Annotated in this window: 13 protein-coding genes; 9 read left to right on the top strand and 4 right to left on the bottom strand. The window is 54.7% G+C overall.

Annotation, left to right across the window (positions count from 1 at the left end):
• Positions 1 to 68: 68 nt before the first annotated feature.
• Complete coding sequence (gene dnaJ, locus ACSHSR_RS16155) at positions 69 to 1,199, top strand: molecular chaperone DnaJ (RefSeq protein ID WP_025009916.1); 1,131 nt, start codon at positions 69 to 71, stop codon at positions 1,197 to 1,199.
• Between the two features lie 189 nt (positions 1,200 to 1,388).
• Here dnaJ and ACSHSR_RS16150 read toward each other — a convergent pair whose 3' ends face one another.
• The 4 genes from ACSHSR_RS16150 to ACSHSR_RS16135 all read right to left on the bottom strand — a co-directional run bounded on the left by ACSHSR_RS16150 (position 1,389) and on the right by ACSHSR_RS16135 (position 5,161).
• The gene (locus tag ACSHSR_RS16150; RefSeq protein WP_045283646.1) at positions 1,389 to 1,811 is read right to left on the bottom strand and encodes a MarR family winged helix-turn-helix transcriptional regulator; all 423 of its coding nucleotides are present in this window, start codon (positions 1,809 to 1,811) and stop codon (positions 1,389 to 1,391) included.
• Between the two features lie 152 nt (positions 1,812 to 1,963).
• Positions 1,964 to 4,081: an FUSC family protein gene (locus ACSHSR_RS16145; RefSeq protein ID WP_370629031.1), complete on the bottom strand. Its 2,118-nt coding sequence runs from the start codon at positions 4,079 to 4,081 to the stop codon at positions 1,964 to 1,966.
• A gap of 7 nt (positions 4,082 to 4,088) precedes the next feature.
• The gene (locus tag ACSHSR_RS16140; protein WP_054744779.1) at positions 4,089 to 4,952 is read right to left on the bottom strand and encodes an efflux RND transporter periplasmic adaptor subunit; all 864 of its coding nucleotides are present in this window, start codon (positions 4,950 to 4,952) and stop codon (positions 4,089 to 4,091) included.
• A gap of 8 nt (positions 4,953 to 4,960) precedes the next feature.
• Complete coding sequence (locus ACSHSR_RS16135; protein ID WP_025009920.1) at positions 4,961 to 5,161, bottom strand: DUF1656 domain-containing protein; 201 nt, start codon at positions 5,159 to 5,161, stop codon at positions 4,961 to 4,963.
• A gap of 248 nt (positions 5,162 to 5,409) precedes the next feature.
• Between ACSHSR_RS16135 and ACSHSR_RS16130 the strand changes: the two genes are divergently transcribed.
• The 8 genes from ACSHSR_RS16130 to ACSHSR_RS16095 all read left to right on the top strand — a co-directional run bounded on the left by ACSHSR_RS16130 (position 5,410) and on the right by ACSHSR_RS16095 (position 16,943).
• Positions 5,410 to 6,204, top strand: a complete 795-nt coding sequence (locus tag ACSHSR_RS16130; RefSeq protein WP_208170771.1) for a M48 family metallopeptidase — start codon at positions 5,410 to 5,412, stop codon at positions 6,202 to 6,204.
• Between the two features lie 158 nt (positions 6,205 to 6,362).
• Positions 6,363 to 6,980 (top strand): BamJ family beta-barrel-assembly machinery protein, encoded by a 618-nt coding sequence (locus ACSHSR_RS16125; RefSeq protein ID WP_044733924.1) that lies wholly within the window; start codon positions 6,363 to 6,365, stop codon positions 6,978 to 6,980.
• A gap of 59 nt (positions 6,981 to 7,039) precedes the next feature.
• Entirely contained in the window at positions 7,040 to 7,858 is an 819-nt protein-coding gene (gene dapB, locus ACSHSR_RS16120) for a 4-hydroxy-tetrahydrodipicolinate reductase (protein WP_025009921.1), read from the top strand.
• A gap of 188 nt (positions 7,859 to 8,046) precedes the next feature.
• Complete coding sequence (gene carA, locus ACSHSR_RS16115; protein ID WP_028780665.1) at positions 8,047 to 9,195, top strand: glutamine-hydrolyzing carbamoyl-phosphate synthase small subunit; 1,149 nt, start codon at positions 8,047 to 8,049, stop codon at positions 9,193 to 9,195.
• Between the two features lie 23 nt (positions 9,196 to 9,218).
• Positions 9,219 to 12,440, top strand: a complete 3,222-nt coding sequence (gene carB / locus ACSHSR_RS16110; protein ID WP_062793363.1) for a carbamoyl-phosphate synthase large subunit — start codon at positions 9,219 to 9,221, stop codon at positions 12,438 to 12,440.
• Between the two features lie 184 nt (positions 12,441 to 12,624).
• Complete coding sequence (locus ACSHSR_RS16105) at positions 12,625 to 15,549, top strand: alkaline phosphatase family protein (RefSeq protein ID WP_479631530.1); 2,925 nt, start codon at positions 12,625 to 12,627, stop codon at positions 15,547 to 15,549.
• A gap of 244 nt (positions 15,550 to 15,793) precedes the next feature.
• Positions 15,794 to 16,270: a transcription elongation factor GreA gene (greA, locus tag ACSHSR_RS16100; protein ID WP_025887902.1), complete on the top strand. Its 477-nt coding sequence runs from the start codon at positions 15,794 to 15,796 to the stop codon at positions 16,268 to 16,270.
• Positions 16,271 to 16,376: 106 nt separating this feature from the next.
• The gene (locus tag ACSHSR_RS16095; protein ID WP_052657959.1) at positions 16,377 to 16,943 is read left to right on the top strand and encodes a hypothetical protein; all 567 of its coding nucleotides are present in this window, start codon (positions 16,377 to 16,379) and stop codon (positions 16,941 to 16,943) included.
• Positions 16,944 to 16,988: the final 45 nt, after the last annotated feature.

Raw genomic sequence — 16,988 nt, 5'->3', positions numbered from 1 at the left:
TTCCGGCGGGCGTTACGGGGCAACCCTAACGCCCGCTTGTGTGAATCCAGCTTGGAAAGCGTGAGATTATGTCAAAGCGAGATTATTACGAAGTATTGGGCGTCGGTCGCGACGCCAGCGAGCGGGAGATAAAGAAGGCCTATAAGCGCCTGGCGATGAAGTATCACCCTGACCGCAACCCGGGCGATAAGGCGGCCGAGGCCAGCTTTAAAGAAGTCAAAGAAGCCTATGAGATCCTGACCGACGAAGACAAAAAAGCTGCCTATGACCAGTTTGGTCATGCCGGGGTTGACCCCAACCGTGGCGGCGGTGGCTTTGGCGGCGGCGCCGATTTCGGTGATATCTTTGGCGATGTGTTCGGGGATATCTTCGGTGGTGGTCGTCGTGGCGGGCATCGTCAAGCTGCCCGTGGTTCAGATCTGCGTTACAACCTGGAACTGTCGCTGGAAGAAGCGGTTCGTGGCTTGACCAAAGAGCTGCGTATCCCAACCCTGGCAAGCTGTGATGTGTGTGATGGCTCAGGGGCCAAGAAGGGTACCTCGGCTACGACTTGTGGTACCTGTCATGGTGCCGGTCAGGTACAGATGCGTCAGGGCTTTTTCGCCGTGCAGCAGCCTTGTCCTACCTGTCATGGCCGCGGCAAGATCATCAAAGAGCCTTGCAGCAAGTGTCATGGCGATGGCCGCATAGAGAAGAGCAAGACACTGTCGGTGAAAATTCCGGCCGGTGTCGATACCGGTGACCGTATCCGTCTGGCCGGTGAAGGTGAAGCCGGTGAATTTGGCGCTCCGGCGGGTGATCTTTATGTTCAGGTCACAGTGCGTGAGCATCCGATATTTGTCCGTGACGGCAATAACCTCTATTGCGAAGTGCCCATCTCCTTTGCCAAGGCCGCCCTCGGCGGTGAAGTGGAAGTACCGACACTGGATGGCAAGGTAAGCCTGAAGATCCCGGCGGAAACCCAGACCGGACGTATGTTCCGCATGCGCGGCAAAGGGGTTAAGTCGGTACGCAGTCACGCGGTTGGCGATCTGCTTTGCAAAGTGGTGATGGAAACGCCGGTGAATCTGTCCGAGCGCCAGAAAGAGTTGCTGCGGGAATTCGAAGCCTCAGTCACCGGCGAATCCAAGAAGCATAGCCCCAAGGCCGAAGGTTTCTTCGACGGGGTGAAAAAGTTCTTTCAGGATCTGAATAGCTAACTTGCTCTCGGCCGAAACAAAAAACCGATGCTCAAGGCATCGGTTTTTTTTAGGCTATTCCCGGAGAAGCGTTAACTGTAGGTTCCGATGCTTATGCGGTTTCTTCTGTTTGGGCTTTCCGGCGGCTTATTTTGCACTTTTAGAATTGCAGTGCTCGGGGCTCCTGTCCTGTAATCAGAGCCCTGGCACTCAGGCACCCAGCTTATGGAGTAGGCTTAGCCACAGTTGTTGCTCTTGCTCACTCAAGCGTGACATAAACTCATCGGCGACTTGCTGAAACGATACCTCGGCCTCTGCAAAAATCTTAGCGCCCGCCTGTGTCAGGGCCACCAGGCTGACTCTGGCATCCCGGCTGGCGGCTTCCTTTTCTACCAGACCAATTTTTTCCATTGGGTTAAGCAGGCGGGTGATCCCCGAAGCGCTGAGTCCCGCGCCCTGGGCCAGGTCAATCCTTCTGAGCTTATTGCCCTCGGCCTTTGCCAATTGCCTCAGTACCAAAAACTCGCTGAAGCTGATGCCGTGCAGCGACAGCCTGCCTGCCAGACTGCGTTGCAGTTGGCTGTGTATCTCGGTTATGGCAAGCGCAATACTTGCCGTAATGGGTTGTGTCATCTGAAACCTCTTTAGAATGAAACTAACTTGACCAATGCTTTATTGATACTTGATTGCGCAAGTATTGGTTTGTTTGCTTGAGCGGTCAAGTAGTTTGCAAGTTTTTTTTTACTTGGTTTGATGACTCCTGGCGCTGAGCTTCTGGTCTTTACCTAAGGCTTTTGTTCGGAGGTAGACTCTTGCTCTTGCGGTGGCGCAGACTCAGCTTGGGTCGCGGGTGCATTGGCATTGCTTATCATGGCGGCACTGCGTTCAAAGGTCATTATCAGGCGCTCAAACATCCCCTGAACCATCTCCAATTGCTCCTGTGCCAAACCATCGGTTTGCAGCCGGGCCAAGAGGCGTTCGCAGCTGGCACGGAACTCGGGTGGGTTTTCGCCGCGGGAACAGAGGATAAAGGCGTTGGCGAGTGCCAACTGCCAGTCTTGCAGCAGTTCGTCGAGTTGGCTGTCGCTGATGCTTGCCAGCAGGCGGCGCAGGCGCACCGAAACATGGCCCAGGTTTAGGCCGGTAAGGCCTAAGTCGGTCAGGGTTCTGTTGCTGCTCTGGCTGCTGCGTTCATAATTGGCCAAGCGCAGCAGGCGATCTGCCATGCGGGCATTGAACCAGTCCTCAGGCTTGTCCTGTTTAACCATATCAATCAGATCTTTGCGAGTGGCGTTGAGCAGGCGTTGCTGCATCATTTTGACTCCTGGCTCTGTCACCAGCTTAAACAGCCAATAGAGGATGCTGACGCCGACAAAGATGGCCATCGCTTTGCTCAGGGTGCTGTCTATGGCAAAGGCCTGGGTCATGTCTTTGCTGGGGCTGACCAAAATGGCAAATGGGATGCAAAATCCCAGGCCGTAGGGCAGGGTGGCACGATTGGCCAGCGCCATCAGGCCAATAAAGAAGGGACCGGCCAATACCAACAACATGATCTCAATATCGCCGCTGCTCTGGGCCAGTAGTTCGAGGGCGTAAAATATCGCGACCGGAATGGCAATCATCACCCCTATCAGCAGCCGCCGCAGGATCATACTCAAAAGGGGTAAGGGTAGCCTGGCCATCATGATGGAGAAGATCACCGGCATGGTCATTATCATCAGTGCTGCGCTGGAGGCGGTGCCAATCCAGATACCGGCGCCAATCAGGAAAATCAGCATGGTTCTGACACCCGTGATCAGCCCGAGCAGGGGATCTCTGTGGGTCTGCATCGCGGGAGCATTGAGCAGCGTTTTGTCCGGTGACTCCAACGCCTTGAAGGCCCGCAGCACCAGTACCAAATCGCTGGCCAGCTCTGAGGCGGTTTTCAGCAACCGCGACTCCAGTGGGCTGATACAGGCATGAGTGTTGCGATAGTGAATGATTTCGCGCCTCTGCCTGTGTGCCAGTTCATAACAGAAATGGAAATCGTCCGATTCGGACATCGCCTTGAAGTTGCTTTTCAGGGTACGGATTAGCCCTGAGAGGGTGCCTGTCATCAACTCTTCATGGTTACGCTGCAAACGGCCGAATATCTGGATCACGGCCAGCAATGACAACACCTTGTTGAATAACAGATTGGCCGCGCGACTGCGTCCAGGGCCTTCCGGCCCCTCGTAGCTGAGGGCGTTGGCATCGTCACTGGCTTCTGCCAGTGATTCGAGAATCGCATCTATCTGTTGATGGCGGTTTTCATGGGAGCCGTTGAGATCCAGCTCCAGCGTGAGGTATTCCAACGTCTGGTTGACTATTTTACGGGTTTGTTTCTGCAGCCCTTCGGTGACTCTGACAGGCCACAGCAACTGGCTCACCAGAGTGGCACAGATGGCGCCGACTATGATTTCACTGACCCTGGAATGGGCGACGGCGAAGATGGTTTCACTGTTGGCGGTGGCAGGGTTGACCATTACCAAGAGCACAATAAGACAGGGGGTGATCCCCGCCATAGCGAAGGCGTAGACAAAGTTGATATGGCGCACCATGGCCGACAGCGCCGAGTTCAGACCCAGCCACAGCGTCAGGGTGAGGATGGCCAGTTCGGGAGCGTTGTAAAAGCCGCTGAGAATCGCTATGCCGACAACCCCGCCTACCAATGTGCCTATTATCTGACAAAGGCCTTTTTCAAGCACCAGGCCACTTTCGGGGCGCATCTGCAGGAATACCGCCGACACCAGCGCCCAGTAGGGGCGCTCCAAGTCCAGGTAGAGCGCCGCCGTCAGCGCCAGCGCCATGGCTATCACCCCTTTGGTGGCGAAGATCAGCGTGCGCTTGTCCGGGGTCAGGAATACTGCCAGCGTGGGAGACAGGGCCATGTTATTCTTCGGCTTGCAGTTGGATGGAAACCGTCATTCCGGCGCTGAGTTCACGTTCTTCTGAAGCCGGGTCCAGCTTGATATCTACAGGGATCCTCTGTGCCAGCCTGACCCAGTTGAAGCTCTGTTGAATTTGCGGCAGCAGTTGGCCATTGGCATTGGTATTGGTGTCGGCAATCGCCTTGCCTATGCTGACTACTTCGCCACTGAGCGGCTCGCCACCACTCATCAGGCTGATTTTGGCCTTTTGGCCTATCTTTATCAGCGGCAGCTTGGTTTCTTCAAAGTAACCTGTGACATAGAAAGAGCCTTGTTTAACCAGGGATAGTACCGCCTTGCCCTGGTTGACATAGTTGCCCTGACGCAGGCTGAGGTTGATTATGGTGCCATCGGCGGGGGAGTGGACCTGGGTGCGCTGCAGATCTATTTTGCTGCTGTCGAGTCTGGCCTTTGCCAGGTTGTAGCTGGCTTTGGCCAACTCTGTGTTGATCCGTGCCGTTTCCAAATCTTCTTCGCTGATCACCTCGCGGCCGGTGAGATTCTTGCGCCGCTCATATTTGTGTTTGGCCAGTTCCCAGGCATAGAGTTTGTTTTCCAGTTCGGCGGCCAATTCGGTACTGGTGGCCTGATAACGGGTATCGTCCACCTGAAACAGCAGATCGCCGGCTTTGACTTGCTGGTTATCCCTAACATTCAGTTGGGTTACCCAGCCGGAGACATCGGCCGAGAGAGTAATCACTTCGGCCCGCACCCGGCCGTCACGGGTCCAGGGTGAATAGAGGTAGTGATTCCAAATCCAGTATCCGGCCACTATGGCGGCCAGCACGAGAAGCAGGGTAATGGAGATGCGCAGTACTTTTGCCATGGTAAGTGTCAATTCTCAAACAGGTAGATAATCAGTGCCAGATAGCACACGAACAGGGCGACTTCGAACCAGGCCACTCGCCAGATTTTTGCATACAGCCCGGTCCAGTGAAGGACCAGTCTGGTCAGAAACCAGAGTACGAGCGCAAGAGGTGCGAAGAGAACCAAAGGACTGAACAGCAATCCTCCCAAGGCTAATTCTTCAAGCATTGTATGAGTTGGATCCTATAAAAAGGCCAATAATAATGAGTGACTTATAAGCGGGTAACGGCGTTTTTCCGTATCCCTGTCTGCTAACCAGTTTCGTGCCAGACAGGCTTGAGGTCAACTTTTTTCACGCCTTGGCTGTGAGCGGAAATGACTTTTGAATCGGTCAATCCTTTGGCGATACGGCAAGCTGTGCTTGCTTGTAACACTGAGGTAAAATCCCGGGAAACTTTATCACCGGAAGATAAAAGATGAATAACCGAATTCTCGGCCTGCTGGCCATACTCTTTATGGGCTTGCTCTCGGGCTGCTCCACTACCCAGTCGCCCACTGGGCGCTCGCAGATGCTACTGTTTTCGCCCGAGCAGATAAACCAGATGGGCACCGCCTCTTTCGAGCAGATAAAAGCAAAGGAGAAGCAGAGCCAGGACAAAGCGGCCAGTGCCTATGTTGCCTGCGTGGCGCAGCGTATTACCTCTTTGTTGCCGCAGCAACATTGGCAATGGGTGCTGTTTGACTCGGATCAGGTCAACGCCTTTGCCCTGCCCGGTGGCCATATCGGTGTCTATACCGGGCTGCTCAAGGTGGCCAATAATGAAGATCAACTGGCGACTGTTATTGGTCATGAGATAGCCCATGTACTGGCGCAGCACGGCAATGAGCAGGCCTCGCGGGCCCAACTCAGCAATACCGGTATGCAGTTGGCCGGAGCAGCATTGGGGATGGGCCAGATAGCCAACGCCGATCTCTACATGGCGGCCTTGGGGCTCGGGGTGCAGGTGGGTTATATCTTACCCTATGGCCGGGCGCAGGAATCCGAGGCCGATGTGATGGGGCTGGAGCTGATGGCCAGGGCCGGCTTCGATCCCAGAGCCGGGGTGACCTTATGGCAAAACATGGCCAAGGCGGGGGGCGGTCAGGGGCCGGAGCTCTTATCGACTCATCCATCCAATGAGAACCGAATTGCCCAGTTGCATGATTTACAAGCGCAGATGATGCCGCTCTATCAGGCGAGCAAGGGTAAGTTTCGCTCTTGCCAAAGATGAGGTGTATGAAAGTCGGCTTGTTTGGCCCTCAGTTTATTTCGGCTGAGGCCAGGCGAATGAACAAACCCCAAGGATACGAATAAGCGCAACACTTGGACCCGGATAAGTGTTACACTGTGCCGCGAAAAATTCACAGATAAACTGAGAGTAAACTGATTATGTCTGATAAGTTCACCAGTGTTGAACAACAAGCCAGCTACGGCGTAGGTCGCCAGTTGGGTGAGCAACTGGCCGCCAACTCTTTTGAAGGTCTGGATATTCCAGCCGTTCAAGCCGGTCTGGCCGATGCATTTGACGGCAAAGAGAGTGTTGTTTCCCTGGAAGATCTGCAGGTTGCTTTCTCTGAAATCAGCCAGCGTCTGCAAAAGGCTCAGGAAGAGGCTGCCGAAGCCGCTTCTGCCGAAGGCAATGCTTTCCTGGCTGAAAACGCCAAGCGTGAAGGTGTGGTGACTACCGAATCAGGTCTGCAGTACGAAATCATCAACGAAGGCTCAGGCGCGAAGCCAAGCTATGATTCCAATGTTCGTACTCACTATCACGGTACCTTTATCGACGGTAAAGTATTCGACAGTTCAGTGACCCGTGGTCAGCCTGCCGAATTTCCGGTTTCCGGCGTGATTGCCGGTTGGACCGAAGCGCTGCAATTGATGCCGGTTGGCGCCAAGTACAAGCTGTATGTACCGCATCACCTGGCCTACGGCGAGCGTGGTGCCGGGGCGGCTATCCCGCCTTATTCCACTCTGGTTTTTGAAGTGGAATTGCTGGACATTCTGTAATACCAAAATCGCTTGAGTTTGACTCAGGCGATTTTTTTAGCCTGTATGTGGAGAAAGTTATGAGTGGACATGTCAGAGTTGCGGTTGCCGGAAGCAGCGGCCGTATGGGACGTACCCTGATAGAAGCGGCCGCGCATTCCAGCCGGATCATTCTGGGCGCGGCCATCGAGCGAGCAGGCTCGACTCTGGTGGGAGTCGATGCCGGAGAGTTGGCCGGAGTCGGTTGTCTCCATGTCCGGGTCAGCGATAGCCTGGATCAGGTTGCCGATGACTTCGATGTGTTGGTGGATTTCACCAGCCCGGAAGGCACCCTCAGCAATCTGGATTGGTGTGCCCGCCATCATAAGGCGATAGTGATAGGCACTACAGGTTTCAACTCGGCGCAAAAGGCGCAGATTGAGGCCTTTGCCGAGCAGATGCCTGTGGTCTTGGCACCCAATATGTCGGTTGGGGTTAACCTAATGTGGAAGCTGCTGGAACTGGCGGCGGAAGTCATGGGTGATTATACCGACATAGAGATCATCGAAGGTCATCACAGACACAAGAAGGATGCTCCTTCAGGTACCGCCTTGAAGATGGGGGAAGTGATTGCCAACACGCTGGGGCGGGATCTGGAAAAAGTGGCCGTTTATGGCCGCGAAGGGATCACCGGCGAGCGTGAGCGCGACACCATAGGTTTTGCCACTATCAGGGCGGGCGACTTGGTGGGTGAGCATACTGCCATGTTTGCCGATATGGGCGAGCGTTTGGAGATCACCCACAAGGCTTCCAGCCGAATGACCTTTGCCAACGGTGCCATGCGTGCGGCACTTTGGCTACAGGAACAGGATGCCGGGCTCTACGACATGCAACAGGTATTGGGGTTGAAACCCCTGTGACATTATTTAAAAAACCGCCAATCGGCGGTTTTTTTTCGAATTCGTCCGCCAAGCTATAGACGGATTGCCATTTCTCGTGTAGGATGCTCGGAATTTGTCAAAATTTCGTATTTTAGCGGAAATTGGTACTTTAAACAAAGATAAAAATATTATATTTCAGTGGCTTGGCTCTTTTCTCGGAGGTCGCGTTGACAAAGTCTGCCTTACTCGTACTCGAAGATGGAAGCGTATTTTCCGGCACAGCAATAGGTGCCGATGGTATTGCAGTTGGAGAAGTTGTTTTTAACACTTCGATGACCGGATATCAAGAAATCCTCACCGATCCATCTTATTCTCGCCAGATAGTAACTCTAACCTACCCACATATCGGTAATACCGGTACCAACGATGAAGACACAGAATCCGATGCAGTTCATGCCTGTGGTCTTATTATTCGTGATCTTCCCCTCCTCGCCAGTAACTTCCGTAACCAACAATCCCTCAGTGATTACCTCAAAGCCAACAAGGTAGTCGGTATCGCCGATATCGACACCCGTAAGCTGACCCGTATTCTACGGGAGAAGGGCGCTCAGGCCGGTTGCATTCTGGTGGGTGAACAGGACGTAGACAAGGCGCTGGCCGCCGCCAAGGCCTTCCCTGGGCTGAAAGGCATGGACTTGGCCAAGGAAGTGACGACCGACAAGTCTTACACCTGGCGCAAGGGAACCTGGCGTTTGGAGAGCGGCCTGCCGGTCGATACTCCCGAGTCAGAACTCAAGTACAAGGTAGTGGCTTATGACTATGGCGTGAAGCAGAACATACTGCGAATGCTGGTAGACAGAGGCTGTGATGTGACCGTGGTTCCTGCACAAACGCCTGCCAGTGAAGTGCTGGCGATGGCACCCGATGGGGTATTCCTCTCCAACGGCCCCGGTGACCCGGAGCCATGTGACTACGCCATCAAGGCGATTCAGCAAATTCTCGAAACCGATATCCCGGTATTCGGCATCTGCCTTGGCCACCAACTGCTGGCGCTGGCCAATGGTGCCAAGACGCTGAAGATGAAGTTTGGTCACCACGGTGCCAACCACCCGGTAAGCGATATTGACAAAGGCACTGTGATGATCACCAGTCAGAACCATGGTTTTGCTGCCGACGAAGCCACACTGCCTGCCAACATCAGGGTGACTCACAAGTCGCTGTTTGATGGCTCACTGCAGGGGATCCACCTGACAGACAAGCCGGCCTTCAGCTTCCAGGGGCACCCTGAAGCGAGTCCAGGGCCGCACGATTGTGCGCCACTGTTCGATCACTTTATCGAACTGATTGAGCAATACCGTCACCAAGTCAAGCTGTAATCGCCGGGAGAAGATAGAAGAAAATGCCAAAACGTACTGATATCCAAAGTATTCTTATCCTGGGTGCCGGCCCAATCGTTATCGGTCAGGCCTGTGAGTTTGACTATTCGGGAGCCCAGGCCTGTAAGGCGCTGAGAGAAGAGGGTTACCGGGTCATTCTGGTTAACTCCAACCCTGCAACCATTATGACAGACCCGGAAATGGCCGATGCCACATACATCGAGCCTATCCACTGGGAAGTGGTGCGCAACATTATCGCCAAGGAACGCCCCGATGCGATTCTGCCAACCATGGGCGGCCAGACGGCGCTGAACTGCGCCCTGGAGCTGGAAGCCAAAGGCGTATTGAAAGAGTTTGACGTCGAGATGATCGGTGCCACTGCCGATGCCATCGACAAGGCCGAAGATCGTGCCCGTTTTGACAAGGCGATGAAGAGTATCGGCCTCGAGTGTCCCCGTGCCGGTATTGCCCACAGCATGGAAGATGCACACAAGGTACTGGATCAAGTGGGCTTCCCCTGCATCATTCGCCCCTCTTTCACCATGGGCGGCAGCGGCGGCGGTATCGCTTACAACGTCGAAGAGTTTGAAGAGATCTGTACCCGGGGCCTGGACTTGTCGCCGACCAATGAGCTGCTGATTGACGAGTCGCTGATAGGCTGGAAAGAGTACGAGATGGAAGTGGTGCGCGATCGCAACGACAACTGCATCATAGTCTGCGCCATCGAAAACTTTGACCCCATGGGCGTACACACAGGTGACTCCATTACAGTGGCACCGGCCCAGACCCTGACTGACAAAGAATATCAACTGATGCGTAACGCCTCCATGGCGGTGCTTCGGGAAATCGGCGTTGAAACCGGTGGCTCCAACGTGCAGTTTGGTATTAACCCCAAAGATGGTCGCATGGTGATCATCGAGATGAACCCAAGGGTATCGCGCTCATCTGCGCTGGCCTCCAAGGCGACCGGTTTCCCGATTGCCAAGGTTGCGGCCAAGCTGGCGGTGGGCTTTACCCTGGATGAGCTGATGAACGACATTACCGGCGGTCTGACCCCGGCTTCGTTCGAGCCCTCTATCGACTATGTGGTTACCAAAATCCCTCGCTTCAACTTCGAGAAGTTTGCCGGTTCCAACGACCGCCTGACCACTCAGATGAAGTCTGTCGGTGAAGTAATGGCCATCGGTCGTACCTTCCAGGAGTCGATGCAAAAAGCTCTGCGCGGCCTGGAAACCGGGATGACAGGTTTTGATCCTATCGTGGATATCAACGAGCCGGAAGCTCTGGCCAAGATACGTTACGAGTTGCAGGATGTGGGCCCTGAGCGTCCTTGGTATATCGCCGATGCTTTCCGCGCCGGTATGTCCATGGAAGGTATTCGCCGCATCACCAACATAGACCCTTGGTTCCTTGTGCAGATTGAAGATCTGGTACTGCAGGAAGAGAAGGTCAAGGAAGGCGGCTGGAGCGGTCTTTCCCAGGAATTCCTGCGCAAGCTGAAGCGCAAAGGTTTCTCCGATGCGCGCCTGGCGTCACTGCTGGGGGTTTCTGAAAGTGAAGTGCGCAAACTGCGTCACAAGTATGAGCTTTTCCCTGTCTACAAGCGTGTAGATACCTGCGCCGCCGAGTTCGCCACGGATACCGCCTACATGTACTCCACCTACGAGGAAGAGTGTGAGGCCAATCCGTCCGATAAAGACAAGATCATGGTGATAGGTGGCGGCCCCAACCGTATCGGTCAGGGTATCGAGTTCGACTACTGCTGTGTGCACGCAGCGCTGGCGATGCGTGAAGACGGCTATGAAACCATCATGGTCAACTGTAACCCTGAAACCGTTTCCACCGACTATGACACCTCTGACAGACTCTACTTTGAACCTGTTACCCTGGAAGACGTACTGGAAATCGTGCGGGTTGAGCAGCCCAAAGGGGTTATCGTGCAGTATGGTGGCCAAACGCCACTGAAACTGGCCCGCGCCCTGGAAGCCGCAGGTGTACCCATCATAGGGACCAGCCCGGATGCCATCGACCGCGCCGAAGACCGTGAGCGCTTCCAACAAGCGGTTGAGCGTTTGGGGCTGAAACAGCCTGAAAACAGCACAGTGACCAACCTGGAGCAGGCGGTACTGGATGCCGAGCGTATAGGTTATCCTCTGGTGGTTCGTCCCTCCTATGTTTTGGGTGGACGGGCGATGGAAATCGTCTACGACGAGCAGGATCTGCGCCGTTACTTCAACGAAGCCGTCAGTGTATCCAACGAGTCGCCGGTACTGCTGGATCGCTTCCTGGATGACGCCACCGAAGTAGACGTGGATGCCGTTTGCGATGGCAAAGATGTGGTTATCGGCGGCATCATGGAGCATATCGAGCAGGCCGGTGTTCACTCAGGTGACTCAGGTTGTTCACTGCCTCCTTACACTCTCTCCAAGGCGATTCAGGACGAGATGCGCGAGCAGGTACGCAAGCTGGCGCTGGAGCTGGGCGTTGTTGGTCTGATGAATGTGCAGTTTGCGGTCAAGAGCGACGTGATTTACCTGATTGAGGTAAACCCGCGCGCCGCCCGCACAGTGCCTTTCGTTTCCAAGGCCACAGGTGTGCCTCTGGCCAAGATTGCCGCCCGGGTAATGGCCGGCACTTCACTGGCCGAACAGCAACATACTCAGGAAGTGATTCCGCCTTACTACTCAGTGAAAGAAGTGGTTCTGCCGTTCAACAAGTTCCCGGGTGTTGACCCTCTGCTCGGCCCTGAAATGCGCTCTACCGGTGAGGTGATGGGTGTGGGTGATACCTTCGCCGAAGCCTACGCCAAGGCGCAACTGGGCTCAGTGAAGGATGTGCCTAAGTCAGGCCGCGCCCTGTTGTCTGTTCGTCACAGCGACAAGAAGCGGGTTTCGGATCTGGCGGCCAAGCTGATTGAACTCGGCTATGAGCTGGATGCCACCCACGGCACGGCTGTGGTGTTGGGTGAAGCGGGTATCAATCCCCGCCTGGTGAACAAGGTGCATGAAGGTCGCCCACACATTCTTGACCGGATCAAGAACGGTGAATACACCTATATAGTGAATACCACAGAGGGTCGTCAGGCCATCGAGGATTCCAGACAGCTGCGCCGCGGCGCGCTGCAGCACAAGGTGAATTACACCACCACCATGAACGCGGCTTTTGCAACCTGTATGGCCCATGATGCCGACGACAGAAGCAATGTTGCCTCGGTGCAGGAACTGCACGCCAGAGTCAACAAGTAAACGCTGTCAGTCAGTGACTGAAAGTGACCAGGCCACCCATTAGGGTGGCCTGTTTTTTTGTAGGCCGGATGATTTGGGTCAAATTCCTTGGCTTTGGGATCTTGGCAGCTCTTGCTAAACTCGCCCATTATCAAGGCGTTTCATTTAAGATGCTGTAATCAAGATGTTTCAGGGAAAGAAAGTGATGATACTCGAGTCTGTCTCAAAGGAGCCCAAGGGCCGGGAAAACGTTGCGGGGCGAGTCAAAGGGCTGTTTAACCGGCGGAGCAAAGCACAGGCTCTTGCCTTGAGTTTTGGCTTGGCTTTGAGTCTTGGCAGCAACGGCGTGCGGGCCGATATCAACACTGTGCCTTTGGTGGCGCCCTTGTATCACGGCGGCGATCTGCTGCAAAAGCAGCTGTTTAAAGGGTTGGAGCTCAGTGTTACCACAGGGCGCGATCTGGCGATATTTTCCGTTGCCGGTATGAGCCTGGATGCCTACATTTTAACGTTGCCGCTCGATGCGCCGACCAAGGCCAGGGTCATAGCCCGGCTGTCGGATCCTTTCTACAGCATCCCCCTTGGGCATTTTCTCTACCTTTTTTACGACAGATACAGCCGCGCCGAGAACCGGGATCAGTTCCGGGATTATCTGCTGAGCCAATACAGCAAGGAGCAAATCGCACCTTGGCAGCATTCGCTGTTCAGCTTGGAGGAGCAGGTCAAAGACAACACCGAACCGACCGTCGAAGCCAATGACAGACGCGAGGGCATGACGCTCAATCGCCAGTTGGTTGCCATGTTGGTGACTGTCTATGATCGCCTGTTCAACAATGATGACTGGGCCCTTGGCAAGAAACTGCCGGAACATTACCGCTATCTTGGCGATAGCCCTGAAGATCTGGCGTTGATTGCCGACATTCAGCCGCTGATCATCACTGAGATTGGCAAGTATGTCGGCAGTCTGCCCGAGGGGGATATGCGCAGCGCCCTCGAGCTGATTATTGAAGATGGCAAGGCGGAAAATGCCGCCAAGGTAAACAACAAGGCGCAGGCGATAACTGTTACCCTTATCGACTTTGTCCGTCTTAATGTGCTCAAGGCCTATCGCCAATATGCATTACCGGCGCAGCGGGCCAAGGCCTTTTCTGCCTGGATGCAGGCCAGTCTCAAGGAAGATCCCAAGGGGCTGAGTGACTTTCTGGCAAGTTGGAGTCAACGCCCAAGAGCGGTGCAGATAACAGTAGATGGCTTGAGCCAGGGACTGATGCAGGCGTTGGTCGCGCCCAATTCCGGCCCTTATCTCAAAGAAGTACTTGCTAGGGATGCGGCTTTGTCGCAACTCTCGCCCGCGTCAGCCATGGGGCGGCCGCAGCATACTCCCAAGCAGGACTTTTTGCGTCAGTTGGTGAAACATGGCGCCACCGACCAGTACTATCTGCCGTTTTTCAAGTCACTCTATCGCCGGAGTGAAAATGGCATAGCCACAGGAGGTATCTCTTCCACGCCTACCATCAGTGTGCGCAATCTGCCGATTATCAAGACAGGCGCCGCAGTGTCCGGCCAGGGTGGCACAGGGATCCCCAATTTTCACTTTGTCGATCGCACCCGTGACCGGGCCTATTACTTCTTCGGCAATGATGCTCTGCAGCTCGAAAATCTGGCGGAGAGCCGCGGCATGCGCACCATGTTCGACCGACTGAACTATCTCAAGACCTTAAACTGTAACGCCCAATATGACTGGAACGCCCAGACCAGCTTCGATGCCCTGGTCAATCTGGGGCTGGGGGAAGTGATCCGTGATTTTGGCGAGCAGCGCTGTCTCAATGAGTTGTCGCTGCGCGCCGAAGCCGAGAAGGGCTTGCAACATAGCGTGGCGGCGGTTCGAGAGCAACTCGAGGCCTACGACAAGATGGGCGCCTGGCGGCTGTTTTCCCGCATGAGCTTGCGGGCCAAGCTCAATGAGCAGCTCAATGAGCTGGCCTTGCTGAGTGAGCAGGCAATGCCGGACTATCTGCTTATTTATAACCCCTGGCCGGATCACTTCGCCCATTTCAAGGGGCCGTTCAGCGATGAAATCATAGCGCCGACCGGTGAGCTTAACCGGCTCGATTACTGGCTCGGCCGTCTGGACAAGGTGTATCGGGACGCGGGTATCTATCCGCAGACGCTGTGGGGCATGGCCGGCGATCATGGTTTGGCACCTGTGTATCACACCCTTAACCCCGAACTGGTGCTGCAAGATGCGCTCAAGCAACGCGGGGTCGAGCTCAAGATAAGCAAAATCTCCTCTGATGAAGGGGAAGGCCCCAAGATAACCAACAACCTCAATCCGCCTTCACTGCATGGGGTAGATTTGGTGATAGCCTCCACTGCCGGTGGCAACTATATGCTGGACTTCTTTAACTCGGACCGAGGTTGGCAGGTGCAACCCCTGTATCAAGAGTTGACCCGTTTTAAGGTCAGAGAAGGCAAGGCGCTGGATATGGTCAGCCTGCTTGCCGATGAGTTGCAGGAATCGCTGGATTATCTTGTGGTGCGCCAAAGCGATTGTACGCTTGATAGCTGCTCTGTGCGTTTGGTGGGATACAGAAACGGGCAGCGCCGCGATGAAATGATCAGTCGCGAGTCGGGCGTTATCCGTTATCAGGCGCTGGATGCTAAAGGCGCGCCTGAGCTGCTGGCACTGGCTCAGAGCAACCCTTATCTGACGCCGCTGTCTGATGTTCAGCTGTCCGCCAAGCAACAACTGCTCGAACTATGCCTGGGGAGTACCAAAGGCTGCAGCGCCGAGCAGTGGCGCAGTCTGGCGGCCATGAGTCCCAGACCCGATGCTGTGGTGCAGCTGGCACATCTCTATGATGAAGACAGGGCCGGCACCATCAATCTCTTCCCCAAAGAGGGCTTTGGCTACAACACTCTGGTACCGGGTCGTCATGCGGGCGAGCATTATCTGGAAAAAGATGCCTTCATAGGTTTCTGGGGCGAGACGGTCAAACCCGGCCAGAGATTGGGGCCGCTGGATAACGGCTCACTGGCACCGACCTTGTATCAGTACCTTACCGGTGAGCAGGTCGAGGTAGGAAACAATGGTTGGGGTTATCCCTCTGTGCTTTCGAGTCTTAACTGAGATGAATTTCCCATCGTCGGTGCCACAGAAATAGAGATTTTTGTCGCCATGGCTGGCAAGCCAGCCATGGCTTAGGTAAGCTTGTAGCCAAGATGAATTGAGTTTTAGCCGGTGTATTCCCCGGTATTCCGCTATGCATCCCTGGCGCCGCTGACAAAATGGCGCCCATTCACCCGGAAAATGAGTCTCTGTTGGCCTTAGGCCGACGGAGGCTGCTTTTGTTTGACAGGAGACGAAAGAGATTATGAACAAGGTTCCCATGACCCTGGTTGGGGCAGAACAGTTGCGCAAAGAACTGGATATACTCAAGTTTGATCGCCGTCCCAAGATCACCGAGGCAATTGCCGCGGCGCGTGAACTGGGAGATTTGAAAGAAAACGCGGAATACCATGCAGCCCGTGAAGAGCAGGGCATTTGCGAAGCCCGTATCCGCGATATCGAAGGCAAACTGTCCAATGCCCAGATCATTGATGTGACCAAGATGCCCAACAATGGCCGGATCATCTTTGGCGCCACTGTGACCATACTGAATCTGGACACAGATGCCGAAGTGACTTACCGCATTGTCGGTGACGATGAGGCCAATATCAAAGAGAACCTGATCTCGGTGAACTCACCCATTGCCCGTGGCCTTATCGGCAAAAATCTGGGGGATGAAGTCAATATTCAAACCCCCGGTGGCCTGGCAGAGTATGAAGTGGTCGCCGTCGAATATATCTGATTGCGTTATCAAGCCGCCTCCGGGCGGCTTTTTTGTGCAAGATGGACAAAGTTTAATTTGCCCGTCAGGGCTTGAAAGACTAGCATCCGCCCAAATAACCCTGTTTATGGATAACACCTTGCTGAGAATCATGCGCCTCTTTACCCTGCTGATCGCCATAGGTCTGCTGGGCAATGTGTATTCCGGGATTGCCTCTGATGCAACCTGGAAGGCGTTTGAGCAAGCCTTACCCGAGCTCAGTCAGCAAGATGCAGGCAAAGAGCCGTCTTCTGCAGTGTTGTCAGCGTCTCTTGGTCAAGAACCCCAATCCCAGGAGTCCCTGCATCATAAGCTTGGCAAGCATGATGCTGCCGACAGAGAAAAGGTGGATGGCAAAGTTTCCCTGTCTCACTTATCCAAGTTGCTGCGCTCCGAGCAGGGCGACCAACTCTATTCGGCACCCGGAGCCAGCCAGCGCTGCCTCAGCACGGCCGCTCCGCATGATGTGGCCGAGCCACCCTATGAATTGGCGTTTGAAATCGCTATGCCACCGGCGCCTGTGCTCAGCATAGGTTTTGCCGAGCAATTGCCTATTGAGCAGTATTGGACCTTAAAGCACCCTGGAGCCGGTTTGCGCCTTGGGGGCTGGAAAGACGCCAACCTCCGCTATCGCTTCAGTCAGCAAGCCGCCTGACGCTCTCTACCGGGCTTTTCTGTCCGGGTTTCACTTCATCTGTTG

It is taken from the genome of Shewanella sp. VK101, from assembly GCF_056497865.1.
This window is presented reverse-complemented; position numbering and strand designations above follow the sequence as displayed.